This window comes from Pseudomonas sp. NPDC087598 (assembly GCF_044743525.1).
Lineage (GTDB): Bacteria > Pseudomonadota > Gammaproteobacteria > Pseudomonadales > Pseudomonadaceae > Aquipseudomonas.
Window position 1 is genome coordinate 35057 of record NZ_JBIUWQ010000001.1, and the last position, 25080, is coordinate 60136.

Below are 25080 nucleotides of genomic sequence, written 5' to 3' on the forward strand. Positions count from 1 at the left end.
CGGATGGCCATTATTTTCAACACTCCTTCCACCCTGTAGGAGTTGCCGCAGGCTGCGATCTTTTGATCTTGATCCGAAAAAAAATCAAAAGATCGCAGCCTGCGGCAGCTCCTACAGTAATCGGGTCAGGCCTGATGCGGTTTACGGCCCGACACAAAATGGCTCACATCGTTGAACCCTGGTGTCGAGGCATGCCCCGGCGTGACCAGCGAATCAATAAACGCCTCGTCCTCCGCCGTGATCTTCACTGCCTGCGCCTTGGTGTACGCGTCCCACTGGGCCTCGGTGCGCGGCCCGACAATCGCCGAAGTCACTGCGCTGTTGTTCAGCACCCAGGCAATCGCAAACTCGACAATGCCAACACCGCGTCCCTCGGTGTATTGCTGGATCTGCTGGGCGATGCGCAGCGATTCCACCCGCCATTCGGTTTCCAGAATGCGCTTGTCCTGACGCCCGGCGCGGCTGTTGGCGTCCGGAGTCACGTCCGGTGCGTACTTGCCACTCAGCACGCCACGGGCCAGCGGGCTGTAAGGCACGACGCCCAGACCATAAGTCTGCGCAGCGGTGATCTGTTCGGTCTCGGCCTGACGGTTGACGATGTTGTACAACGGCTGGCTGATCACCGGGCGATCGACACCCAGTTGGTCAGCAATGCGAATCACCTCGGCAATCCGCCAGCCGCGATAGTTCGACAGACCCCAATAACGAATCTTGCCCTGACGGATCAGGTCACCAATTGCCGACACCGTGACTTCCAGCGGCGTGTTGTGGTCTTCGCGGTGCAGGTAATAGATGTCGAGATAGTCGGTGCCCAGACGGGTCAGACTGGCATCGAGGCCATTGAAGATGTGTTTGCGGCTCAAACCGCTGCGGTTCGGCACACCGTCTACCGGGCCGAAACCGACCTTGGTTGCCAGCACCCACTCGTGACGATTACCGGCAATCGCTTCGCCGACGATCTCTTCAGAACGGCCATTGGTGTAAACGTCAGCGGTGTCGATGAAGTTGATGCCCTGATCCCAGGCCTTGTCGATGATGCGCAGCGATTCCTCGGTGCTGGTCTGTTCGCCAAACATCATCGTGCCGAGCGTCAGGGTGGACACCTGCAACCCCGAGTGACCCAGTGTGCGATAGCTCATGCCGAAATCCTTTTGCCTGTGGGAAAACCTTAATCAAATACCAGAAGCGTCCGACGCGGCAAAGTGAATTATCGGCTCCACGCCTGGGAGCGCTCCTGCAAAAACGCCTGCAACACCTTGACCCGCTCCGAGACTTGCACCCGATGCGGGCAAAACAGGTTGAACGGCGCGCTCTCACCTTGCCAATCATCAAACAGCGTCACCAGACGTCCGCTGCGGACATCTTCGACGACGTCGAGCCAAGCCTTGTAGGCGATGCCATGGCCGGCCAGCGCCCAGCGGCGAGCAACCTCGCCATCGTCGCTGAGATAGTCGCCGCGAACTTCGATTTCCAGCGTTTCGTCACCGCGACTGAAGCGCCAGGTGTTGTAGGGCCGACCGTTGCGCAAATAGAGCAGGGCACTGTGTTCGCTCAATTCGGCGGGATGGAGTGGCGTGCCACGCCGTGCCAGATAGTCCGCGCTGGCGCAGGCGACTCGGCGGTGTTGCGGCAGAATCGGCAATGCCACCAGCGTTGAATCGCTCGGCACACCGAAGCGCAGTGCCACGTCCACGGTCTCGCGAAACAAGTCCGAATGGCGGTCGTTGAGGAGCAATTGCAGCTGGATGTTCGGGTGTTCGCGCTTGAACTCGTCGAGCCACGGCAGCAATACATTGCGCCCGAAATCCGACGGTGCCGCCAGTTGCAGCACACCGCTCAGGCCTTCGGTCTGCTGCTTGAGCGTCTGCTCACCTTCGGCCAGCGTCGCCAGGGCCAGGCGCACGCTTTCCAGATAGCGCCGACCTTCTTCGGTCAAACGCATGCTGCGAGTGGAGCGGGCGAGCAGACGGATGCCGAGTCGGGTTTCCAGACGCTTCAAGGCAATGCTGGCAGCGGCCGGCGTCAGTTCCAAAGCGCGGGCAGCGGCGGAAATGCTCCCGGAATCGGCCACGCGGACGAAGATCTCCAGATCGAGAATCGAGCTCATTGATAAAAATCCTTTAAAGATCTTTGCGTTTTAGCGGGATTTTTCCGTGATTGGCAAGTGTCGATACTTCAATCAACGAATCACCACAGGAGATACGCATGACCTGGACATTCGATCATCTGGCGTTTAACAGCGCTGACGGCGAGACGTTGCAGGAAAACTTCGCGGCGTTGCTCGGACTGACTCGGGGTCGCCGACCGCCGTTTCCGTTTCCCGGACGCTGGCTGTATCAGGATGCGCACGCGCTGGTGCATGTGATCGAGCAGCCGACGTTCGAAGAGACCGCACTGAGCCACATCGCGTTTCGCACCGATACGCCGGCAGAAACCGTGTTGCAGCGAGTGCGTGACAGTGGATTACCGTATCAGTTGGCGCAGGTGCCGGGGGAGGGGATCTGGCAGATTTTCGTGCAGATGCCGGGTGGGCTGGTGCTTGAACTGGATGCGTTGGCTTAAAAACAAAAGATCGCAGCCTGCGGCAGCTCCTACAAGGGTTTACGTCTATCCCGTGTAGGAGCTGCCGCAGGCTGCGATCTTTTGATCTTGTCTGAATCAGGCCCGCAACGTCCGCGTCATGCGCAGCGCCAGCAAGCTCCCGCCGACAATCACCCCGGCCAGCAGGTACAACGCCGCGTCGGTCGAACCGGTGCTGTCCTTGACCCAACCCACCAGGTACGGGCTGAGGAACCCGGCCATCTGCCCCATCGAGTTGATCAGCGCCAGACCACCGGCGGCAGCGCCTGCGCTCAACATGGCGGTCGGTACCGGCCAGAACATCGGCAGACCGGTCAGCGCGCCCATGGTTGCAATGGTCAGACCCAAGATCGCAATCGCCGGGTTGGCGGCGAAATTCACCGCGATGATCAGGCCGACAGCGCCCATCAGCATCGGCACCACCAGATGCCAGCGGCGCTCTTTGCGCAGATCCGCCGAGCGCCCGACGACCAGCATGAACACCGCCGCCAGCAGATACGGAATGGCGCTCAACCAGCCGATCACCAGGTTATCGCTGAAACCGAGGTTCTTGATGATCGACGGCAGCCAGAAATTGATCGCGTACACGCCACTCTGGATGCAGAAATAAATCAGGCCAAACGCCCAGATCGCCGGGTTCTTGAATACCGCAAGCAGTGAGTCGGAGGTGGTTTTCGGCTTGTTCGCCAAGTCTTCGGCCTGATCGGCTTCCAGTACCGCGCGCTCGTGCGGGGTCAGCCATTTGGCATTGGCGAAGCTGTCGCTGAGCAGGAAATACGCCAGCGCGCCAAGGACAACGGTCGGAATGCCCTGCAGCAGAAACATCCACTGCCAGCCGGCGAGGCCGCCCTGGCCCGCAGCGAAGTGATTGAGAATCCAGCCGGAAAACGGACTGCCGAGTAAACCGGAAACCGGGATCGCCGACATGAACAGTGCCATGATCCGACCACGGCGGAACGTCGGGAACCACTGCGAGAGATACAGCACAACGCCCGGGAAGAATCCGGCTTCGGCCGCCCCGGTAAACAGACGCAGGGTGTAGAACCCGGTCGGTGTGGTGACAAATAACAGGCAGGTCGACAGCGTGCCCCAAGTGATCATCATCACGGCAATCCAGCGCCGTGGACCGAACTTGGTCAACGCCAGGTTGCTCGGTACGCCGCACAGCACGTAGCCGATGAAGAAAATGCCGGCCCCGAGGCCGTATACGGTTTCGCTGAATTTCAGTGCATCGAGCATCTGCAGTTTGGCGAATCCAACGTTGACCCGGTCGAGGTAGTTGAACAGGTAGCAGATGAAGATGAAGGGGATTAAACGCAGGGTGATGCGTTTATAAACGGCGTTTTTATCGTCTTCGATGGTCTGGGTAGCTGCGGCGCTCTGCGACATAGCGGCTCTCTCTTTATTATGATTTTTTGCGATGCAAAGGGTAACGTTGATCGCCCTGAGAGTCTCGGCCACCTTTGGCCGGATTGTCTTTGTGCCTGAGCACAGGGTTTTGCGCCAAGCCCTGTGCGGGTGAACAACCGTCCGTGCCTGTCTATAAGGATTTTCTCCGTTATGTTCGAACTCGATCACGACCTCGCGCAGGACATCGTCGACCGGGCCATGGCCATTTTGCCGTACAACGTCAATGTCATGGACAGCCAGGGGCTGATCCTCGGCAGTGGCGAACCGGAGCGCATCAACACCCGCCACGAAGGCGCGCAACTGGTGCTGGCCAACGGTCGGGTCGTGGAGATCGACGGGCCGACCGCCCTGCACCTGAAAGGCGTGCAACCCGGGATCAACTTGCCGCTGTTGCTCGATCAGCGTTTGATCGGCGTGCTTGGCATCACCGGAGAACCGGAACAACTGCGCACTTACGCCGAGCTGGTGCGGATGACGGCGGAGATGCTGGTTGGCCAGCGCAATCAGCAGGCCGAGCAGCAATGGCGGCGCCAGCGTTGCGATGATTTGTTGGCGTTGCTGTTGAGTGAAGCGGGGGACTCGCCACGCTTGCTCGATGAAGCGCAGCAACTCGGGCTCAAGCCACAAATGACCCGAGTGCCGTATCTGTTCGAGTTGGGCACTGAACACGGGCCGGGGCAAACCGTCGAGGCCCTGAGTGCCTGGCTGAACTCGCGCTTCCCGGACAGTTGGTGCGTGACATCGGCGAAGTCGTCGTTGCTGTGGTGTCGGCCGGCGAGCCTGACCATCGAACATGATCGTCTACTGGAAAAGCTCGATGCGTTGGGCTGGAACATTCTGCGCATCGCCGTGGGCGGGCAGGCGGATGGCCTGGCCGGATTGCGTCGGTGTTATCGACGCGTGGCGGACTTGCTCGCTTATGGCCGCGAGGTGTTACCGCACTCGCGTCTGCTGATCCTCAATCGCTACCGCTTGCCGGTGATGTTGTGGCGTCATCGCAATGATGACGCGCTGGACGAATTGCTCAAACCGTTGCGCAAGGTGATCGCCAAGGATGGCAACGGCCAGTTACTGGCGACGCTACGCAGTTGGTGTGATCACGATGGGCAGAGTCAGGCGTGTGCCGATGCGCTGGGGATTCACCGCAACAGCCTGCGTTACCGGATGGAGCGGATTGCCGAGATCAGTGGAGTGGATCCTTTACGGCTGGAGGGCATGTTGGCCCTCTACCTTGGCGTGCAGTTGTTGCCACAGACTGATCCGAATTAATCGGTTTTCTTTGCTGACGCCATCGCTGGCAAGCCAGCTCCCACAGTTTGCCGGTTCGGCGAAGATCCCTGTGGGAGCTGGCTTGCCAGCGATGAGGCCGGGGGATTCGCCATCCATTCCAGGGCTTTTGTAGAAATGAACAATAAACCCCCGCGCCATTTGTGCAGCGGACAGGCGTCAATGTGCATGCCGACTGGCAGCATGAGGGGCATTCGAACAGGAGAATTCGCATGAAAATCGTCATCGCCCCCGATTCATTCAAGGACAGCCTGAGTGCCCAAGGCGTTGCCGAAGCCATTGCGCTGGGCCTGGCGCAAGTCTGGCCACACGCCACGCTGGTCAAGTGCCCAATGGCCGATGGCGGCGAAGGCACCGTCGAATCGATTCTTGCCGCGTGTGAAGGCGAACTGCGCCGTACCCGCGTGCGCGGCCCATTGGGTGCAGCGGTTGACGCTGCGTGGGGCTGGTTGCCGCACAACCACACGGCAATCATCGAAATGGCCGAGGCCAGCGGTCTGCAACTGGTGCCGCTGGGGCAGCGCGATGCGTGCATCAGCAGCACGTTCGGCACCGGCGAACTGATTCGCGCAGCGGTGGATGCTGGTGCGCAACGGGTGATTCTGGCGATTGGCGGCAGCGCAACCAACGATGGCGGCGCCGGGGCGATGCAGGCGCTGGGAGTGAAATTGCTCGACGCTCAAGGGCAGTCGCTGGTGCCGGGTGGTTTGGCGTTGGCGCAATTGGCACGACTGGACCTGAGCGAACTGGACCCGCGCCTGGCGCAGGTGCGTTTCGACATCGCCGCCGACGTCAACAATCCCCTGTGCGGGCCGCACGGCGCTTCGGCGATTTTCGGTCCGCAGAAAGGTGCGTCGCCCGTTCAGGTTCAACAACTCGATCACGCCCTCGGCCACTTCGCCGAGCTGTGTGCTCAAGCATTGGGCAAAGACGTGCGTGATGAGCCGGGCAGCGGCGCGGCGGGTGGTTTGGGGTTCGCGGCCAAGGCGTTTCTTGGCGCGCAGTTTCAGGCCGGTGTCGAAGTGGTCGCCGAACTGGTCGGCTTGGCCGAGGCCGTCAACGACGCAGATCTGGTGATCACTGGCGAAGGGCGCTTCGATGCCCAGACACTGCGTGGCAAAACCCCGTTCGGCGTCGCACGGATTGCCAAGCAGGCGCAGGTTCCAGTGATCGTGATTGCCGGCACTTTGGGTGAGGGATACCAGGAACTTTATGGTCACGGTATCGATGCCGCATTCGCCGTGACCAGCGGCCCGATGACACTGGAACAGGCCTGCGCCGAAGCGCCACGGTTACTGCGCGAACGCGCCACCGACATCGCCCGCGTCTGGCAACTGGCCAGACACCAGTCCTGAACGGCACCGAGAACCCTGTGGTGAGGGGATTTATCCCCGATCGGCTGCGCAGCAGTCGCCAATCCTGCGTATGCGAAGTGCTTGAAGGATTGTAAGGGGCCGCTTCGCAGCCCAACGGGGATAAATCCCCTCGCCACAGGAGCGGGAGTAGCTTCAAGATGTTTCATTGTCGTAACAGCCTGAAAAATATTTACTCTTGACCCACAACCTTCCTAAAGCCTGGCCGATATAGCTATCAGGCGTGCACAAAACCTTCCAACACAGTGACGCCGGACCGAAGCCCGTCTCACGGGTCAGTGATCACGGCATGGACGCTCGTTGTTTCTACTTTCCGAGAGTCCAACCATGTCCTTGCGTAACCTGAATATCGCGCCCCGTGCCTTCCTCGGTTTTGCCTTTATTGCCCTGCTGGTGATCGTGCTCGGCGTGTTCGCCGTCAATCGCATGTCGATCATCCGCCAGGCTTCCATCGACATGGAGTCGAACCAGATTCCCAGCGTGGCTCAACTCAGCGCGGTGACGGAAAACGTTTTGCGTCTGCGGATCTTGTCCTACCGCACACTGGTCAATCGCGAACCCTCCGACTTGCAGGATACTGTGGGGCGCATTGGCGCGGTGCTCGACAAGTTGCGCGCAGCTCAAGCCAGCTATGCTGCGCTGCCGGCCGGTGGTGAGGAACGTGCTCTATACCAGACCTTCACATCGACGCTGGACAGCTACTTGCAAGCGCAGAACCAGATGATGGACTTGTCGCGTCAGGACAAGCTCGAAGACATGCGCATTCTGATGAACACGCGGATCAAGGACGGTACCGACCAGATGGGCGAGCAGTTGAATAGACTGATCGCCATCAACGCTGCCGATGCGAAAACTGCATCGCTTCAGGCGGGCGATCATTACGACAGCGCCATTACCGGCATCGTCATCGTTGCGGTGGTTGCCGCGCTCGCCACCGTGTTGCTGGCGCTGTTGTTGACGCGCAGCATCGTCACCCCGCTGAACCGTGCGGTTGAGGCGGCGCAAACCATCGCCGATGGCAACCTGACCAAACTTATCGAAATCGACGGCAAGGACGAACCGGCGCGCCTGCTCGCCGCTCTCGCCGCGATGCAGACCAACCTGCGCAAAACCATCGAACAGATCGCCGGTTCCGCCACGCAACTGGGCGCTGCCGCCGAAGAACTCAGCGCGGTGACGGAGGAGGCATCCCGTGGTCTGCAACAGCAGAACAACGAGATCGAACAAGCCGCCACCGCCGTCAACGAGATGACCGCTGCGGTCGAGGAAGTTGCGCGCAACGCCGTGTCGACGTCCGAAGCCTCGAACCAGTCGACCCACGCCGCCCGTGAAGGTCGTGATCAAGTGGTGAAAACCGTCGACGCGATCCAGACCATGACCCACGACGTGCAGAACACCGCGCAGATGATCGAAGGTCTGGCCGCACAAGGTCGCGACATCGGCAAAGTGCTCGACGTGATCCGCGCCATCGCCGAACAGACCAACCTGCTGGCACTCAACGCGGCCATCGAAGCGGCGCGTGCCGGTGAGGCCGGACGCGGTTTTGCCGTGGTCGCGGACGAAGTGCGCGCACTGGCCCATCGCACCGCGCAGTCGACTCAGGAAATCGAAAAAATGGTCGCCGGCATCCAGAACGGCACTGGCGAAGCGGTTTCCTCGATGCAGCAAAGCAATCAGCGCACCCAGTCCACTCTGGAAATGGCCCGCGCTGCCGGCGTTGCCCTGGAGCAGATCACCCAGTCGATCCACCAGATCAACGAACGCAACCTGGTCATTGCCAGCGCTTCGGAAGAGCAGGCGCAAGTCTCGCGTGAAGTCGACCGCAACCTGGTGAACATCCGCGACCTGGCCACGCAATCGGCCGCCGGCGCCAACCAGACCAGCGCCGCGACCCACGAACTGTCGCGTCTGGCGGTGGATTTGAACGCCATGGTGGCGCGTTTTGTGATTTGAGATAGGGTGAAGGCTGGAGACTGCGCAATCAGGAGACGTACATGCGCTATTCAGCCTTGACCCAACGAATCGCCGGGGAGGGAGCAGCGGCCTGGCAGATTCACGACCGAGCGCTGGAGTTGCGCGCCGAGGGTGTCGATATATTGCTGCTGAGCGTGGGCGATCCCGATTTTGATACACCACTGCCGATCGTCCACGGCGCCATCGACAGCCTGCTGGCGGGCGATACGCATTATTCCGAAGTCCGTGGCCGGCTGGCGCTGCGCAAGTTGATTGCCGGTCGTCACCGGCAACGCAGTGGTCAGGCGGTCGACGCCGATCATGTGATTGTCATGCCCGGCGCGCAGTGCGCGGTGTATTCGGTGGCGCAATGCTTGCTGGATCCGGGCGACGAGGTGATCGTCGCCGAGCCGATGTACGTCACGTATGAAGGGGTGTTCGGCGCTTGCGGCGCGACCGTGGTGCCGGTGCCGGTGCGTCCGGAAAACGGCTTTCGCGTCGACCCTGCCGATGTTGCCGCGCGAATCACCCCGAAGACCCGCGCCATGCTGCTCAACAGTCCGAACAACCCTTGTGGCGCGAGCCTGCCGCTGCTGATCTGGCAGGAACTAGCGGCGCTGTGTATTCACCATGACTTGTGGCTGATCAGCGACGAGGTCTACAGCGAACTCCTTTACGAAGGCCGGCACATCAGCCCGGCGAGCCTGCCGGGTATGGCCGAGCGCACGGCGACGATCAACAGCCTGTCGAAATCCCACGCCATGACCGGGTGGCGCATCGGCTGGACAATCGGCCCGAAATCCTTGGCCGAGCATCTGGTCAATCTGTCGCTGAGCATGCTGTTCGGCCTGCCGGATTTTGTCCAGAAAGCCGCGGAAGTCGCGCTGGCCTCGGACCTGCCGGAAGTGTCGCAGATGCGCGAGGAATATCGCCTGCGCCGGGATCTGGTGTGCGAGCGCTTGCGCGGGTGCCCGGGGTTACAGCCGATTCGACCGGATGGCGGGATGTTCGTCATGGTCGATGTGCGCCAGACCGGATTGGGCGCGCAGGCGTTTGCCGAGCGGCTGCTCGAAGGTTATGGCGTGTCAGTGCTCGCCGGAGAGGCGTTCGGGCCGAGTGCGGCGGGGCATATCCGCCTCGGGCTGGTGCTGGATCGAGTGAAGCTCGCGGATGCCTGTGCGCGAATCGCGTTGTGTGCGGCGCAGCTGTTACAGGCGCGCAGTGCCTGATGGTTCAGGATTGCCTGGGCTGGCCTTTTCGCGAGCAGGCTCGCTCCCACATTGGTTTTTGTGGACACTGAAGATCCCGTGTGGGAGCGAGCCTGCTCGCGAAGGCGGCATCACAGCCACCGAATAATTCAACCCTGCCAGGCAGCCCGATTCACCAGATTCAAAGGCTTCTCCCCAGCCAACGCCACCAGCAGATTCTCCACCGCACACCGCGCCATCGCCTCACGCGTTTCATGGGTCGCCGAACCCATATGCGGTGTCGCCACGACATTATCGAGCTGTAACAACGGCGAATCCTGATTCAACGGCTCACGCTCGAACACATCCAGCCCCGCCGCACGAATCCGTTGCTGGCGGAGCGCGTCGATCATTGCCGCCTCATCCACTACCTTGCCCCGTGAGATGTTGATGAAAATACTCTCCGGGCGCATCAGCGCAAACTGCTCAGTACCGATCAACCCTTCAGTCTGCGCGGTCAGCGGCAAGGTCAGGCAGATGAAATCGGCTTGCTGCAACAACTCCTCAAGGCTGCGGTACTGCGCAGCAAAGCGTTCTTCTACCGCCGGTTTGCGCGACTGGCTGTGATAAAGCACCGGCATGCCAAAACCGAAATGCCCGCGCTGAGCCAATGCCTCGCCAATCCGGCCCATGCCGATAATTCCGAGCGTCTTGCCATGCACATCGGTGCCGAAATGCGTCGGGCCGATATTGCGCTGCCACTGACCGCTGCGGACCATGTTGGCCAGTTCCACCACACGCCGGGCGGTGGCCAGAATCAAGGCGAAACCGGTGTCGGCGGTGGTTTCGGTGAGCACGTCGGGGGTGTTGGTCAGCAGAATTTTGCGCCGGGTCAGGTAGTCGATGTCGTAGTTGTCGACGCCCACCGAAACGCTGGCAATCGCCTGCAACTGCGGCGCCAGATCGAGCAGTGCAGCGTCGAGTTTCAGACTGGCACCGAGCAAACCGTGGGCGCGGGGCAGGGCATCGCGCAGTTGCATCAGACCTTGCGCGTCGAGGCTTTCGATCAGCGTTACATCAAACTGCTCTTGCAGCCGCGCCATCAGCGCGGGCGAGAGTTTCTTGTACAGCACGACGTGTTTTTTCATGGCAAAAATCTCTTCAGGAATGCGCCGGCACGGCACGCGTGGCAACGGCTTTGGCCACAACGCGATCACTGGCGCCGGGCTTGAGGAAAATGGTCAGCACCACCGACAGCAGCAGTGCGCCGCTCATCAGCAGGTACGAAGCACCCGGCGATCCGGTGGAGCTGTTCAGATAACCGACCAGATACGAACCGCCGAATGAACCGAGCGCGCCCATGCTGTTGATCAGCGCCATCGCACCCCCGGCGACGTTGGCCGGGAGAATTTCCGGAACGATGGCGAAGAACGGCCCGTAAGGCGCATACATGCAGGCGCCGGCGATCACCAGCAGCGTGTACGACCACCAGAAATGCTCGGCGCCGAGCGCGTAGGAGCCGTAAAAGGCAATCGAGGCAATCAACAGTGGCGGCCAGACAAAGCGTTTGCGTTTTTGCAGTTTGTCCGAGCCCCACGAAACCAGAAGCATGCCGATCACCGCCGCCAGATACGGCAGCGCCGACAGCCAGCCAGCCTCGATCATGTCCATCTGCGCGCCGGCCTTGAGAATCGACGGCAGCCACAGCACGAAGCCGTAAACGCCGATGCTCCAGCAGAAAAACTGCAACGCCAGAATGATCACCTTCGGCGAACGGAACGCCTCGGCGTAGTTCTTCACCGCTTTGATGCCGACCTGCTCGGCGGCGAGGGCACTTTCCAGATCGTGCTTTTCCTGTTCGGTGAGCCACTTGGCCTGGGCCGGACGATCATCGGCGAGTTTCCACCAGATGAACGCCCAGAGCACCGCCGGCAGACCTTCGATGATGAACATCCAGCGCCAGCTGAAATGCTGCACCAGATACCCCGAGACCACCGACATCCACAGCATCGTCACCGGGTTGCCGAGGATCAGAAAGGTGTTGGCCCGCGAGCGTTCGGCACGGGTGAACCAGTGGCACAGGTAGACCAGCATCGCCGGCATCACCGCCGCTTCGACCACGCCGAGCATGAAGCGGATGACGATCAGCCAATAGGCGTTGGAGACCACGCCGGTCAACGTGGCCAGGCCGCCCCAGAGGATCAGGCTGACGAAAATCAGCTTCTTCACGCTGTGTTTTTGCGCGTAGATCGCGCCCGGCACCTGGAAGAAAAAGTAGCCGAGGAAGAACAGCGCACCGAGCAATGAAGACAGGCCCGGCGTGATCATCAGGTCGGCGGCCATGCCCGATGCGGCGGCGAAGCCGTAATTGGCGCGATCGAGATACGCCAGGCTGTAGGTGATGAACACGATCGGCATGATGTACCACCAGCGGCGGGCGGCGAGGGTTACGGTTGTCATGGTGTTGCTCCTGAGCTTGTTGTTTTTGTCGCAGCAGGTTCAATGAATCGCTTGTCTGTCAGGGCCTCATCGCTGGCAAGCCAGCTCCCACAGGTTTTGTATGCAGCACGGTCAATGTGGGAGCTGGCTTGCCAGCGATGGCGGCCTCAAATTCGCTGAAGAGTTCAGCCCGGGTCGGCAATCCCTCCATATCCCCGCGACTCTGCACCGCCCGACTGCCAATCCAGTTCGCCCGCTGCACCGCCTCGGCAAAACTCTGCTGCTCCAGCAGGGCACTGATCATCCCCACCGCAAAGCCGTCACCCGCGCCCACCGTATCGACGACTTTGGCCACCGGCACGCCGGCGACAAAGCCCTGATCCAGCTGCGTACGGTAATAGGCGCCTTGCGGCCCAAGCTTGATCGCCACCGCTTCGGCGCCCTGATCGAGATAGAACGCGGCGATGTCCGCCGGGTCCTCGAAACCGGTGAGCAAACGACCTTCGCTCAATCCCGGCAAAACCCAGTGGGCGAGGGCGGCGAGGCGGTTGATCTCGCTAATCATTTCGCGCTCGCTGGCCCACAGGCTCGGGCGCAGATTGGGGTCGAACGACACGCTGCGCCCGGCATGGCGCATACGAGTCATCAGCTCCCGCGACATCTCCCGCGCCGAGGCCGACAGCGCCGGTGGAATCCCGGTGGCATGCAGATGCCGGGCACTCAGCAGACTTTCACTGATCGACTGTGGCGACAGACGACTGGCCGCCGAACCGCGACGGAAATACTCGACCTGCGGATCGCTGCCATCGTCGGTGCGGGATTTGAACTGAAAACCGGTCGGATGCTGGTGGTCGACCTCAACGTTCCAGCAATCCAGACCTTCGCGCGTCAACGTGTCGACGACAAAACGGCCGAGCGAATCGTTACCCACTCGGCTCAGCCACGCGACATTGAAACCCAGGCGGGAAAGGCCGATCGCCACGTTGCTGTCCGCACCGGCAATGCGCTTGTGAAATTGCTCGACCCGCGCCAGATCACCGCATTGCTCGGCCACCAGCATCGCCATGGTTTCGCCAAACGACAGAATATCGATCTCAGACATGGACAGGCTCCAGACGGGATTGGCCGAGGCGAGCGAGGGTGGCGACGTGTTCACGGGTCAACGCGACCAGATCATCAGCCTGCAACGGATACTCGGCTGCACGCATAACGCCTTGGGCCATATGCCGTAGCAGTTGTTCCCACAGATGCAGGTCGCTGACGCCCGGCGGCACCGCCACCAGTTTGCCGTCGGCACGCCGGGCCACAGCCTTGCAGTGCACGTAGCCGACATGGCGCCCGAGCAGGCGGGCGGCGTTGGCGGCGGACTGGTCCTGCCACTGCCAGTTGCCGATGTCGAACGTCATCCTGATCGGCAGGTTGTGCTGTTCGACTGCGGCGAAGAAGCGCTGGAACGGTTCGATTCGACCGCCCTGCAAGGTCTGGTCGTTTTCCACCAGCAGTTGCACCGGGCTGCACTCGAGCAGTTGTTTCAGGGCTGACAGATCACAGTTGTCGGTGAAGTAGCCAAGAGAGACTTTCAGCCACTTCGAACCGAACGCCTCGGCGTGCTGCAGGGCGGTGATCAGTTCGGGGTTGGCGCGTGGCTGGCCGGCGAGCCATAGCTCGGTCGGCGATGAGTAGATGCTTTGCAGACCTTGCGCGGCGGCGGCTTCGCTCAATTGCGCGGGGTTTTCCCGGGTCAGCAGTTCCTCGCGCCACTCGATGCGATCAGCACCGGCAACGGCGAGTACATCGATAAAAAAGTCTTGTCCACGCTGGCGCACAAGCTCGGCGCCGTAGCTGGACAGGCTGATGGAAACGGCAGGTTTATTCATTGTTGTTTACCTCTGAAACCGGTTTCATTTTTGTTCAAATTTTTTTAGATGCTTCTATGCTGTTCTCTTGGGCCTCATCGCTGGCAAGCCAGCTCCCACAGGTTATGTGTGCGCCACGGACACTGTGGGAGCTGGCTTGCCAGCGATGGCGCCCGATCAGTCAGCGCAAAATCCCCAGAGTCGAACCACGCTCAATCAGTACCGGCGCAAAATCCAGCACCCGCGCCGCCTCATCATCCCCCCGTAAACGCCTGAGCAGACACTCGAAAGCCCGCGCGCCAATCTCTTGCGTCGGCTGAGCCAGCGCAGTAATCCCGCTGCCCACCAACGGATACCAATCCAGATCATCCAGAGCCATCAGCCCGACATCCTCAAACAACCGCGAACCGGTCTTGCGCAACGCATGCGTCGCCGCCAGCGCCGCCACGCCGTTGGCGCAAAACAGCGCTTTCGGACCCGGCCCCGGAGTGTTTAAAAAAGTTTGCAGGTGAGTGGCCAGATCATCGCCCGTTTCCAGCACCGCTCCGGTCAACCCGGAACGCTGCGCAACCTGCGTTTGAAAACTGCTGACCCGCTCGATTCGCGAGCTGGTGCCGTCAAACGGCTCGGTGACCAGCAGCACATCGCGATAACCGCGCTGCTCAAGGTGGGCGAGGGCGATTTCCACGGCCTGCGGGTTGTTCAGCCCGACCATGTCGCTGTCGAGCCCGTCGACCTTGCGATCCACCAGTACCAGCGGCATCTCGCGACGCAACTCGTGCAATTCGTCACGGTGATGGCCGAGGGTATTCACGATCAGGCCTTCGATGTTGTACGAGCGCAGCAGCGCCAAGTGCTGACGCTCCTGCTCGTCATCGCGGTCGGTGTTGCACACCACCAGGCTGTAGCCGTGCGCACGGCAAGCGGTTTCCACCCCGTGCATCACGGCAATCGAATAAGGGTTACGGATGTCGGCCACCAGCATGCCGATCAGACGCGTGCGGCCACGCTTCAAGCCTCGGGCCATCTGGTTGGGGCGGTAGCCGAGTTCGGCGATGGCTTGCTCGATGCGCTGAGCAATGGCATCGGAGAGCAGGGCGCGGTCATCGCCGATGAAACGCGAGACGCTCGCCTTGGATACACCGGCGCGTTCGGCAACGTCGAGCATGGTCACGCGGCTGCGCTGGGCGGTGGAGAAGTCATTCACGGTTGAGTCTTCTTATTGTCTGAAACCGGTTTCAGGAAACAACAATTTCTTGGGTTGCGTCAAGTGAAGAGCTGGCCGTTAGAGGAAAAGCAAACTGCCGTTTCCGACAGACGGTAGCGACACCTGTCAGATCTGACAGTTGGCGAATGATGGGCGGAAGCGCCTAATTCGCTCAACGGATCAGCAAGTTTTTTTACACGCGGAACTTAACTTTTAGTGGTGGATGGAAATCATGAGTTCAGTCGGTATTACCAAAAATAGTCCGTCAAACGGTGTATTTGCCGCGCCACTCTCAGTCGAAGGTGTTGATGACAATGATCTGGACGGACATATCCCCAGAGATATTTTGTTGAAGGGCACTCGTATCGTTATTCCTCGCCCGGATGACACCGGACCCGATGACCAATTGATGGTGTTTTGGGTTCAGAATTCAATAGAAACGACTATTTTTGACCATACCTATCCTGCGGGGATTATTGATCCTTTTGTTTATGTGACCCTGACGCCGCAACAAATGGCAACTGACGGTGTGGCGCAAGTTTATTACAAGTTCTGGAAGGGAAGTGGCGGTAATCCGGATAATTCGCCATCGCGCATACTGACCATTGATCACACAGCGCTGTTGAGCTTTCCGGAACCCTTGGCGGTGCACGCAACACTCTGGGGATATTGGAATAACAATACGAACCCTCCATTGACAAGTGGTGGCACGCTCCGAATTCGGCCTCTCAATAATATTGCTCAGCCCTTGGATGTCGCGTGGATTGAATGGAGGGGATATCGGAGTCTTAACGGAAGTGGTCCGGAAGTGCCAGAAGCGTATGGTCGCTGGGATAAAACACTTTCCGCTACAGATATAACAAATGGCTTCAACTATGTAGTGCCGTTCCAGAATCACATCAGTTCGTTGATTGACAATGATTCCGCTATCGTTGTCTGCCAATTGTTCAGGGGTCGCAGGATCATTGCTGAGTCAGAAAAAGGATTGGTGAAAGTCGATCGAATTACACCTGGTAAACCTGGCCCTTTCGGCCTGAACTCGCAAGGAGAGACGATAATGGGAATTATATTTGTACCTAAAAAACAACGGCCAGTTTCTATTGAAGTTTCAGCTGACACTGGGCCTTTGGCGGATATTGCAGTTGATACACTGGCGGGTGGTTTTATCGCAAAAGCTGTAATGGACTCTGGTGTTTTGAACATCAATTTCACTCGTACGCCCGATGAATTGGACGCAGACAATATTGATGTCAAGTACCGTGAAAAAGGAGAGCTGATCTGGCTTCCTTACCCAAATACCATCGAGCTTGGTCCGATTGCCACTCGGCCGCCTGGCACGATCCCACTGCCGTTGAATGCGGTTTTGTTCGCTGAAAAGGCTACCTCAACCGGTCCGACTATCTGGGAACTTGAGATTGAGCTTTATAAAGGAGGGGGCGGTAACTTCGACCCGTCCAATACTCTGGATTTTACGGTAGATCAGCTCGCACCGGTCAATACAAAAAACCCTCCGAGAAAAATCAAGCCGACACCAGCTCCTGTTTTTGTCAACGGCACTCCGCTTCCGTTGCGCAATATTGACCAGGCCTGGATAACTGCTAATGCGAATATGAATTTCACGGTGAATGTTACTTATTTCGGGCGTCGTCTTGACGACAACCTGACCGTCTGGTTGAACTCCGCGACACTAGGTTCACAAAGAGTTCAACTCTTTAACGGCGCGGTCCCTGCTACGGGTGCCTTTAGTATTCTCAGCAGCGAGTTGCTTCAATTCGCGAATGGACGCGTCAATCTGATTTATCGCTGGGATGACTGGCTGGGTAATCTGGGCGAGGAGTCTGTTTCTACTCCGATTCTGACATTGGCATTGCCGCAACCCCCATTGGCCAAAAAAGCTCCGCTGGTGCCTGAAACCGATCCAAATTACAGCGAACCGCTCTATTGGGAAAACTTTGAAGGCGGCATTGCGGCAATCGTCGAAAACGCATTTATCGAACACGCAGTGACGGGGGACCAAATCTTCTTGGTCATTACCGATCCCCTTGATGTCACCAACTTCTTCGAGACGGCCAAACAGCCATGGGCTAACGCTAATTTGAGCTTCGATCTTGCCTACGATGCTCTTGATAAAATATTTGCCGGTGCCGACGAGCCCAAGGACGCCGTGCTTCACTATGAAATAGAACGAACCGGTATTCCGAGTAATGCTATTTCACCTACTGCAACCATTAGCCTGGCATTCGATATTGCGGGTCTGAAACCACCAACACCTCCTGATCTGAACAATCCAGATCTCCAACTACCGGTTGTAACGGGAGTCTCCAATATTGCTAACGTGGTGGAGGCTACAGATCGCGACAAGCAGGGTACATTCAAAGTAACAAACGGTCTTACAGATCCGGATTTTGAACCGGAGCATACCGTCAAGTGTTACTTGGGGGCTTCCGCTATAGCTTTTGCGGAGTTCAGTCCGCTTGTCGCTGTATCAGAGTTTTCAGTTCCGATTCCTGCAAGTGAAATGTCCAAGTTGACACCGCCAAGCGATACAGCTCGCTACACGATTGAGAAGACCGGAACAGGCAAGAACGTTAACAAGTCCTTGCCGCAAACAGTAACAGTCAATCGGATTCCGATCGTTCTGCCGGAGCCTACGATCAAAATCCGTAACCCTGTTCTTCGCGACTTTATCGAGTGCTACGCGATGATCAGTCCTACGAGTAGTTATGTTCTGGGACTGCAAATCAGAAAAGATCCGCTGCTGCCGCCGGGCACGAATATCACGGTACATTTTGAAGCGCACTCGAATGCCGCGGGTACTGCGTTGATTGCCGGTACAAAGGTCTCGGCGCCTTACACCATTGCGGCGGCGAACGTGCCCGATGTTGCTGGTGTGGGTACTGATGCAAACTTCAAGGCCGCACAGCCTAAGCGAGGTGCAGTTGCATGGGGGAAATACTGGTATGAAGCCCAAGGTGGCCTGCAATCATCAACGCCGGTCATTAAACTTTTGGATACGATCAATAACAGCTTCCAATATTGCGATCTGACAGCAGCGCCAGTCTAGGGTTGCGATAAATCGAGTGATCTTTTGCATCGCGAGAGGGGCAATTGTCTCTCTCGCGATTTTTACCACTCATCAGGAGAATTCGGATTATGCCTGCACGCTGGAAGGATATATCGCTGTGCATATAAGGATTAGTCCTACATAAAATATTCGGTTTTCTTATTAGTCTGTCGGACGTTTTTTAGGTGGGCGCTTGCAACACTGCCGAAAAAACAGAGGTTGTAATTGTTCGGATTTGAGGAAGTACCCATGCCCATTTTTTTTCGTTCCAGACACCCGAGCGCCATCAGATTGATGATGGCGGCGACATTGATCGTTGCGCCCCAGGCTTACAGTCGAACCCTGTTGCCAGGCGAGAGTGAAGTAGTCACCAATCCACCGGCGCCAGAAGCCTGGGTGGTGTCCCAAGGGGGGACGCTGACCATCGACAATTCGACAGCGTTGACCATCGGTTCACAGAGTGCCAATGTCGTTTTCAACGGTGGCCAGAGTCAGCGTATTGATGCAAACACCTCTTCGTTGAAAATGTCCGGCGCTACCGTCAATAGCGCAGCGGGCCGGGGAGCCATCCAACTGATCGACAGCACTGCAACGATCGACAACTCGACTATCACCAGCACCAACAGTTTCGGGCTTTTGCTGGGACGTAACATCACCACCCCTGCATCATCCTCTGCCACCGTTACTGGCAAAAGTGTCATCACCGGTGCGATCGGCGGCGTGCAAGCGGTAGGTTTTGCCGTGCTGAACCTTAACGACTCCACTGTCGTCGGCACCGGGGCCACCAGTTACGGTGTGCAACTGGGTGGCGCAACACTTTCAGCGACCGCCAGCACGATTACCGGCGCAAAGGACGGCCTGCAAATCGTGACCGACACGGTCGGTGTCAACGCCAGCACCGTAACGCTCAACAACACCCGCGTGACCGGCGGGACCGGATCTGCAATCGTATTGGGTTCCTCGGGCAGCGCCGGGACTGTCGCCAACATCAATGTCAGCGGCAGTTCCGAACTGGTCGGCGGCGATGGCTTGGTGTTGCAGGCGATCAACCGCTCCACCGCCAACTTCAATGTCAATGGCAGTACCCTGACCGGCGATGTGCTTGCCGAGACCGGCAGTACGGTTTCACTCATCATGGAAAATGCAGCCACGCTGAACGGCAATCTGCGGAATGTCACCCAGTCCAGGTTCGACGCCGGCAGTACCTTGAACGGCAACGTAGAAGGCGTCGCGGGAACAGCGGCCTCCGTCAGCGTGGACCACGGCTCAGCCATCAACGGTAACGTCAATAATGTCGCGGTCCTTTCGTTGAATAATTCCAGCACGCTGACCGGTGACGTCACCAGCGATGCCAACGGGAGTGTGTTGCTGGACAATAGTTCGGTACTCACCGGCCAAATCACCAACTCGGGCAACCTGAGCATCAACAATGCTGCGCGATGGGTCATGACCGGTGACAACGAAGTTCAGCATCTGGACCTGAACAACGGTGTCGTGCAGATGGGCACCAACGAGCAGTTCCAGCAGTTGAATGTCGGTAATCTCACCGGTAACGGCACGTTTGTGATGGGCACCGACCTGGGAACAGGCAGTACTGACTTCCTGAACGTGACCGGGTCTGCAAGCGGTCAGCATCAATTGCTGGTGTCTGCCACGGGCAGCACGCCGGTGACCGCAGAACCGGTGAAGGTCGGCAATATCGCCGCCGGCAACGCCGCCTTTACTCTGGCCAATAAAGACACGGTGGATGCCGGTACATTCGTTTACCGACTGAAGCAGGACGGGCAGGGCCTGTACCTCAACCCCGACAAGGAAACCGTCAGCACCTCGACCAACACCGCCCTGGCACTGGCCGGCAGTGCCCGTAGTGTACTGAACGCAGAAATGAATATGCTCAGCGACCAGATCGGTGATCGTGGGTTGAGCATTCGGCCGGATGCTTCGCTTCGCGCGGCCAGTGACAGTGACACCACAAAACTGAGCAACAGTGTCTGGGTGCGCACTTATGGCAACCAGTACAACGTCAAGAATGCCTATGGCGACGGTTACATCCAGAACCAGAGTGGCATCACCGGTGGTGCCGATACCACGGTGGACATCGCCGGTCGTGCCTGGGTGATCGGTGGTTTTGTGGGCTCCAGTCGCACCGAGATGGACCTCAAATACGGCTCCAGCGCGACAGTCGACAGTCTGAATGCCGGTGTTTACGGCAGCACGTACGATGTTGAAAGCGGTGTGTTCGTCAACGTCATGGCCAAGATCAACCAGTTCGACAACAAAGCCAAAGTCACCATGAGCGACGGCACCCGGACCAAGGGTGATTACAAGGCTTTGGGCGCCAGCGGTTCGGTGGCAGTGGGCAAACACATTCGTCTGCAGGACAATTGGTTTGTCGAGCCTCAAGTCCGGGTGTCCACCGGTGCGACCCAGAGCGAAAGCTATCGTCTGGACAATGGTCTCAAGGTTGAGGCCGACACTATGCGTTCGGTCCAGGGCAATGCTGGTGTGAGGGGGGGACGAGTCATTGCTCTTGAAAACGGCAGTCTGCTGGAGCCGAGCCTGTCGTTGGGAGCTAACCATGAGTTTGTCAAAACCAACCGGATCAAAATCAACGACGACAGCTTCAATGATGATCGCGCCAGCAGCGCGGTCGAATATGGCGCAGGCCTGAAGTGGACACCGGCGCAACGCAACTGGCAGGTTTCCGGTCAGGTAGGCGGCAGCAAGGGCAACACCGTCAGTCAGGACTGGAGCGGCAGCTTGCGAGTCAGTTACTTCTTCTGAGACGCTGAAACAACAAACGCCCCGTGCAGAGATGCCGGGGCGTTTTTTTGTTCGCTCAGCCGAAGAGTCCGGCGGCGATGTTGATGGAAAAACCCAGAATGGCGGTGTTAAACACAAAACCTATCAACGATTGCGCCAGTACGATCTTGCGCATGTCCCGCGTCGCCACCCCGACATCGGCCGTCTGCACCGCCACGCCGATAGTGAACGAAAAGTACAGAAAGTCCCAATAGTTGGGAGTGGTCAGCCCTTCGGCAAAGCGCAACGCCGGTTCCTTGCCGTCCCAGGTGTAATACAACCTTGCGTAATGCACGCAAAAAATCACCCCGATCAACAACCAGGAGCCGATCACCGTCAGGGCGGTAAAGCCGTAGTGCATCAGTTTGCGCGTGGTTTCCAGATCCTTGCTGCCGGCGAGTTCAAAGGTGATGGTGGCGAGACTGGCCAGCGCGGCAATGCACACCACAAACAGCACCAGCCCGGCGTTTTCATCTTCGACTTCGGCGATGCGTTTGACGTCCGGTGCCTTGGCGCGCACGGTCAGCCAGAACATCAGGATCAAATAAGTCCAGACGCCGGCGTTCCAGCCGATGAGGATTTTGCTGACGATGGAATCGGCGGGAGCCAGCAGGCCAGTGGCAAGGCCGAACAGGGCGGCGGCGGAAAGGCGAGGGTGGGTGCGGGCGAGGAAGGGCATGGGGACTCGAGGGGCCAGGGTGATTCAGACACCTTAGCCATGTGGGAGCTGGCTTGCCAGCGATGACGGTGGCACAGTCAACATTGATGTTGACCGACCCACCGCTATCGCTGGCAAGCCAGCTCCCACAGAGGTTAGTGGTGCTTGGTAAATTTTTGTACAAGCTTCATGACGACGACGAAGAACACCGGCACGAAGATCACCGCCAGCGTCGCGGTGATCATCCCGCCAATTACCCCGGTGCCGATCGCCTGCTGGCTCGCCGAGCTGGCACCCGTGGCAATGGCCAGCGGTACTACGCCGAGGATGAAGGCCAGCGAGGTCATCACGATCGGACGCAAACGCAGGCGTGCGGCTTGCAGCGTGGCGTCGATCAGGTCGTGACCTTCGTCGTACAGGCTCTTGGCGAATTCGATGATCAGGATCGCGTTCTTCGCCGACAGACCGATGATGGTAATCAACCCGACCTTGAAGAACACATCGTTGGGCATCCCGCGCAGCGTCACCGCGAGCACCGCACCGAGCACACCCAACGGCACCACCAGCAACACCGACGTCGGAATCGACCAGCTCTCGTACAACGCTGCCAGACACAGGAAAACGATCAGCAGCGACAGGCCGAGCAATATCGGCGCCTGACTACCGGACAAACGCTCCTGCAACGACAGCCCCGTCCATTCCTGCCCGAGGCCTTTCGGGCCTTGCGCGACAAGACGTTCGATCTCGGCCATGGCCTCACCGGTGCTGTGGCCGGGCTTTGGCTCGCCGGAAATGGCAATCGCCGGATAGCCGTTGTAACGGGTCAATTGCGCCGGGCCCTGAATCCATTTGGCCTGGACGAATGCTGACAGCGGCACCATTTTCCCGGCGTTGTTGCGCACGTGCATTTTCAGCAAGTCATCGACCTGACTGCGCTGATCGCCTTCGGCTTGCACCACCACACGCTGCATGCGTCCCTGATTGGGGAAATCGTTGATGTACGCCGACCCCACGGCGGTGGACAGCACATTGCCGATGTCGGCAAACGACACACCCAAGGCATTCGCCTGTTTGCGGTCCACTTCAAGTTGCACCTGCGGCGCTTCGGCCAGCGCGCTTTCGCGCACATTCATCAGCACCGGGCTTTTCTCGGCTGCCGCGAGCAGTTCGGTGCGCGCCTGCATCAACGTCGCATGGCCGAGGCCGCCGCGATCCTGCAAACGGAACTCGAAACCGCTGGACGTACCGAGGCCGTCCACCGGCGGCGGCAAGACCGAGAACGCCATGGCGTCCTTGATCTGGCTGAGCGCGATGTTGGCGCGATCGGCAATCGAGCTCGCCGAATCATCGCTGCTGCGTTGCGACCAATCCTTCAACGTGGAAAACGCCAACGCTGCGTTCTGCCCGCTGCCAGAGAAACTGAAGCCGAGAATCACCACGCTGTCGCTGATACCCGGCTCGCCAGCGTTGTGCGCTTCAAGCTGCTCGGCCACTTGCACCGTACGGTTCTTGGTCGCGCCGGGCGGCAGTTGAATGTCGGTGATGGTGTAACCCTGATCTTCCACCGGCAGGAACGAGGAGGGCAGACGCATGAAGCACAGGCCCAGGCCGACCAGCAACACGACATAGATCAGCAGATAACGCCCGGTGCGCTTCAGCGCGTAACCGACCCAGCCCTGATAACGGTTAGTCAGTTGTTCGAAGCGGCGGTTGAACCAGCCGAAGAATCCGGTTTTCTCGTGATGCTCACCCTTGCCAATCGGCTTGAGCAGCGTTGCGCACAGCGCCGGAGTCAGGGTCAGGGCGAGGAAGGCCGAGAACAGAATCGACGTTGCCATCGACAGCGAGAACTGCTGGTAAATCACCCCGACCGAGCCTTGCATGAAGGCCATCGGAATGAACACCGCCACCAGCACCAGAGTGATGCCGATGATGGCGCCGGTGATCTGCGTCATTGCCTTGCGCGTGGCTTCCTTGGGCGACAGGCCCTCGGTGGCCATGATCCGCTCGACGTTCTCCACCACGACAATCGCGTCGTCCACCAGAATACCGATGGCCAGGACCATGCCGAACATGGTCAGCACGTTGATCGAGAAACCCAGCGCCAACATGGTCGCAAATGTACCCATCAACGCCACGGGCACTACCAGTGTCGGGATCAGCGTGTAGCGCACGTTTTGCAGGAACAGGAACATCACCGCAAACACCAGCAACATCGCCTCGCCCAAGGTGTAAACCACTTTGGTGATCGAGACCTTCACGAAGGGTGAAGTGTCGTAGGGGATCTTGTATTCCACGCCGGCCGGGAAGTAGCGCGACAGTTCGTCCATCTTCGCCCGTACCAGTGTCGCGGTGTTCAGCGCGTTGGCGCCCGGCGACAATTGCACGCCGACCGCAGTCGACGGCTTGCCGTTGAGGCGAGTGCCGAACTGATATTCCTGACTGCCGATCTCGACCCGCGCCACATCGCCGACGCGCACGGTGGAGCCGTCGGGGTTGGCCTTGAGCACGATGTCGGCGAACTCTTCCGGCGTCGACAACTGTCCCTTGACCAGAATGGTCGCGGTGATTTCCTGGCTGGACGGGCTCGGCAAGTCGCCGATGCTACCGGCCGAAACCTGAGCGTTCTGCGCCACGATAGCGGCGTTGACGTCAGCCGGCGTCAGGTTGAAACCGATGAGTTTCTGCGGGTCGATCCAGATGCGCATGGCCCGCTCGGCTCCATACAACTGAGCCTTGCCGACGCCGTCGAGACGCTTGATCTCGTTCATCACGTTGCGCGCCAGGTAATCGCTGAGCGCGACGTCGTCGAGCTTGCCGTCGCTGGACGTCAGGGTGATCAGCAACAGGAAGCCGGAGGACACTTTTTCCACCTGCAAACCCTGCTGGTTCACCGCTTGCGGCAGACGCGACTCGACCACCTTGAGTCGGTTTTGCACATCGACCTGCGCCAGTTCCGGGTTGGTGCCCGGCTGGAACGTGGCCTTGATCGTCGCACTGCCCAGGCTGCTTTGCGATTCGAAATACAGCAGGTGATCAGCACCGTTGAGTTCTTCCTCGATCAAGCTGACCACGCTTTCATCGACGGTCTGCGCCGAAGCGCCCGGGTACACAGCATAGATTTCGATCTGTGGCGGCGCGACGTCGGGGTACTGCGCCACCGGCAATTGCGGGATAGCCAGCGCACCGGCCAAGAGGATGAACAGCGCGACCACCCAGGCAAACACCGGGCGGTCGATAAAGAACTGCGGCATATAAAAGCGT

General features: G+C 59.1%; 17 protein-coding genes. 7 read left to right on the plus strand and 10 right to left on the minus strand.

The window, feature by feature from the left end; all coding sequences use genetic code 11:
• Positions 1–125 precede the first annotated feature (125 nt).
• Together ACIOWE_RS00195 and ACIOWE_RS00200 are read right to left on the minus strand one after the other, a co-directional pair.
• Positions 126–1139: an aldo/keto reductase gene (locus ACIOWE_RS00195; protein ID WP_103307154.1), complete on the minus strand. Its 1014-nt coding sequence runs from the start codon at positions 1137–1139 to the stop codon at positions 126–128.
• Positions 1140–1207: 68 nt separating this feature from the next.
• Complete coding sequence (locus ACIOWE_RS00200; protein WP_401385792.1) at positions 1208–2107, minus strand: LysR family transcriptional regulator; 900 nt, start codon at positions 2105–2107, stop codon at positions 1208–1210.
• A 98-nt stretch (positions 2108–2205) separates the two neighbouring features.
• Between ACIOWE_RS00200 and ACIOWE_RS00205 the strand changes: the two genes are divergently transcribed.
• Complete coding sequence (locus tag ACIOWE_RS00205) at positions 2206–2562, plus strand: hypothetical protein (protein ID WP_401385794.1); 357 nt, start codon at positions 2206–2208, stop codon at positions 2560–2562.
• Between the two features lie 96 nt (positions 2563–2658).
• On the opposite strand, the gene ACIOWE_RS00210 is transcribed toward ACIOWE_RS00205, so the two are convergent.
• Positions 2659–3969, minus strand: a complete 1311-nt coding sequence (locus ACIOWE_RS00210; RefSeq protein WP_401385796.1) for an MFS transporter — start codon at positions 3967–3969, stop codon at positions 2659–2661.
• 171 nt (positions 3970–4140) lie between these two features.
• Here ACIOWE_RS00210 and ACIOWE_RS00215 point away from each other — a divergent pair, with 171 nt between their 5' ends.
• The 4 genes from ACIOWE_RS00215 (at position 4141) to ACIOWE_RS00230 (ending at position 9832) form a co-directional block, all read left to right on the plus strand.
• Entirely contained in the window at positions 4141–5259 is a 1119-nt protein-coding gene (locus tag ACIOWE_RS00215) for a sugar diacid recognition domain-containing protein (protein ID WP_401385798.1), read from the plus strand.
• Between the two features lie 230 nt (positions 5260–5489).
• Entirely contained in the window at positions 5490–6632 is a 1143-nt protein-coding gene (locus tag ACIOWE_RS00220; RefSeq protein ID WP_401385801.1) for a glycerate kinase, read from the plus strand.
• 345 nt (positions 6633–6977) lie between these two features.
• Positions 6978–8603 carry a methyl-accepting chemotaxis protein gene (locus tag ACIOWE_RS00225; RefSeq protein ID WP_401385804.1) on the plus strand — a complete coding sequence of 542 codons (1626 nt, stop codon included), beginning with the start codon at positions 6978–6980 and terminating at the stop codon, positions 8601–8603.
• A gap of 41 nt (positions 8604–8644) precedes the next feature.
• Complete coding sequence (locus ACIOWE_RS00230) at positions 8645–9832, plus strand: pyridoxal phosphate-dependent aminotransferase (RefSeq protein ID WP_401385807.1); 1188 nt, start codon at positions 8645–8647, stop codon at positions 9830–9832.
• A gap of 128 nt (positions 9833–9960) precedes the next feature.
• On the opposite strand, the gene ACIOWE_RS00235 is transcribed toward ACIOWE_RS00230, so the two are convergent.
• The 5 genes from ACIOWE_RS00235 to ACIOWE_RS00255 form a co-directional block, all read right to left on the minus strand.
• Positions 9961–10938, minus strand: a complete 978-nt coding sequence (locus ACIOWE_RS00235) for a 2-hydroxyacid dehydrogenase (protein ID WP_401385810.1) — start codon at positions 10936–10938, stop codon at positions 9961–9963.
• Positions 10939–10951: 13 nt separating this feature from the next.
• A complete protein-coding gene (locus tag ACIOWE_RS00240) occupies positions 10952–12250 on the minus strand; it encodes an MFS transporter (protein WP_401385813.1) in 1299 nt (432 codons plus the stop codon).
• A 58-nt stretch (positions 12251–12308) separates the two neighbouring features.
• The gene (locus ACIOWE_RS00245; protein ID WP_401385816.1) at positions 12309–13331 is read right to left on the minus strand and encodes a sugar kinase; all 1023 of its coding nucleotides are present in this window, start codon (positions 13329–13331) and stop codon (positions 12309–12311) included.
• Positions 13324–14106 carry a sugar phosphate isomerase/epimerase family protein gene (locus tag ACIOWE_RS00250; RefSeq protein ID WP_401385819.1) on the minus strand — a complete coding sequence of 261 codons (783 nt, stop codon included), beginning with the start codon at positions 14104–14106 and terminating at the stop codon, positions 13324–13326. The genes ACIOWE_RS00245 and ACIOWE_RS00250 overlap by 8 nt, the downstream gene beginning before the upstream one ends.
• Before the next feature lie 160 nt (positions 14107–14266).
• Entirely contained in the window at positions 14267–15292 is a 1026-nt protein-coding gene (locus ACIOWE_RS00255; protein WP_401385822.1) for a LacI family DNA-binding transcriptional regulator, read from the minus strand.
• Between the two features lie 232 nt (positions 15293–15524).
• On the opposite strand from ACIOWE_RS00255, the gene ACIOWE_RS00260 reads away from it, so the two are divergent.
• Positions 15525–18356, plus strand: coding sequence for a hypothetical protein (locus ACIOWE_RS00260; RefSeq protein ID WP_401385825.1), 2832 nt, complete (start codon positions 15525–15527; stop codon positions 18354–18356).
• Positions 18357–18605: 249 nt separating this feature from the next.
• Positions 18606–21140 (plus strand): autotransporter outer membrane beta-barrel domain-containing protein, encoded by a 2535-nt coding sequence (locus ACIOWE_RS00265; RefSeq protein ID WP_401385828.1) that lies wholly within the window; start codon positions 18606–18608, stop codon positions 21138–21140.
• 55 nt (positions 21141–21195) lie between these two features.
• Here ACIOWE_RS00265 and ACIOWE_RS00270 read toward each other — a convergent pair whose 3' ends face one another.
• Both ACIOWE_RS00270 and ACIOWE_RS00275 read right to left on the minus strand, forming a co-directional pair.
• Complete coding sequence (locus ACIOWE_RS00270) at positions 21196–21837, minus strand: DUF1345 domain-containing protein (protein WP_401385831.1); 642 nt, start codon at positions 21835–21837, stop codon at positions 21196–21198.
• A 134-nt stretch (positions 21838–21971) separates the two neighbouring features.
• The gene (locus ACIOWE_RS00275) at positions 21972–25070 is read right to left on the minus strand and encodes a multidrug efflux RND transporter permease subunit (RefSeq protein ID WP_401385834.1); all 3099 of its coding nucleotides are present in this window, start codon (positions 25068–25070) and stop codon (positions 21972–21974) included.
• Between the last annotated feature and the right edge of the window lie 10 nt (positions 25071–25080).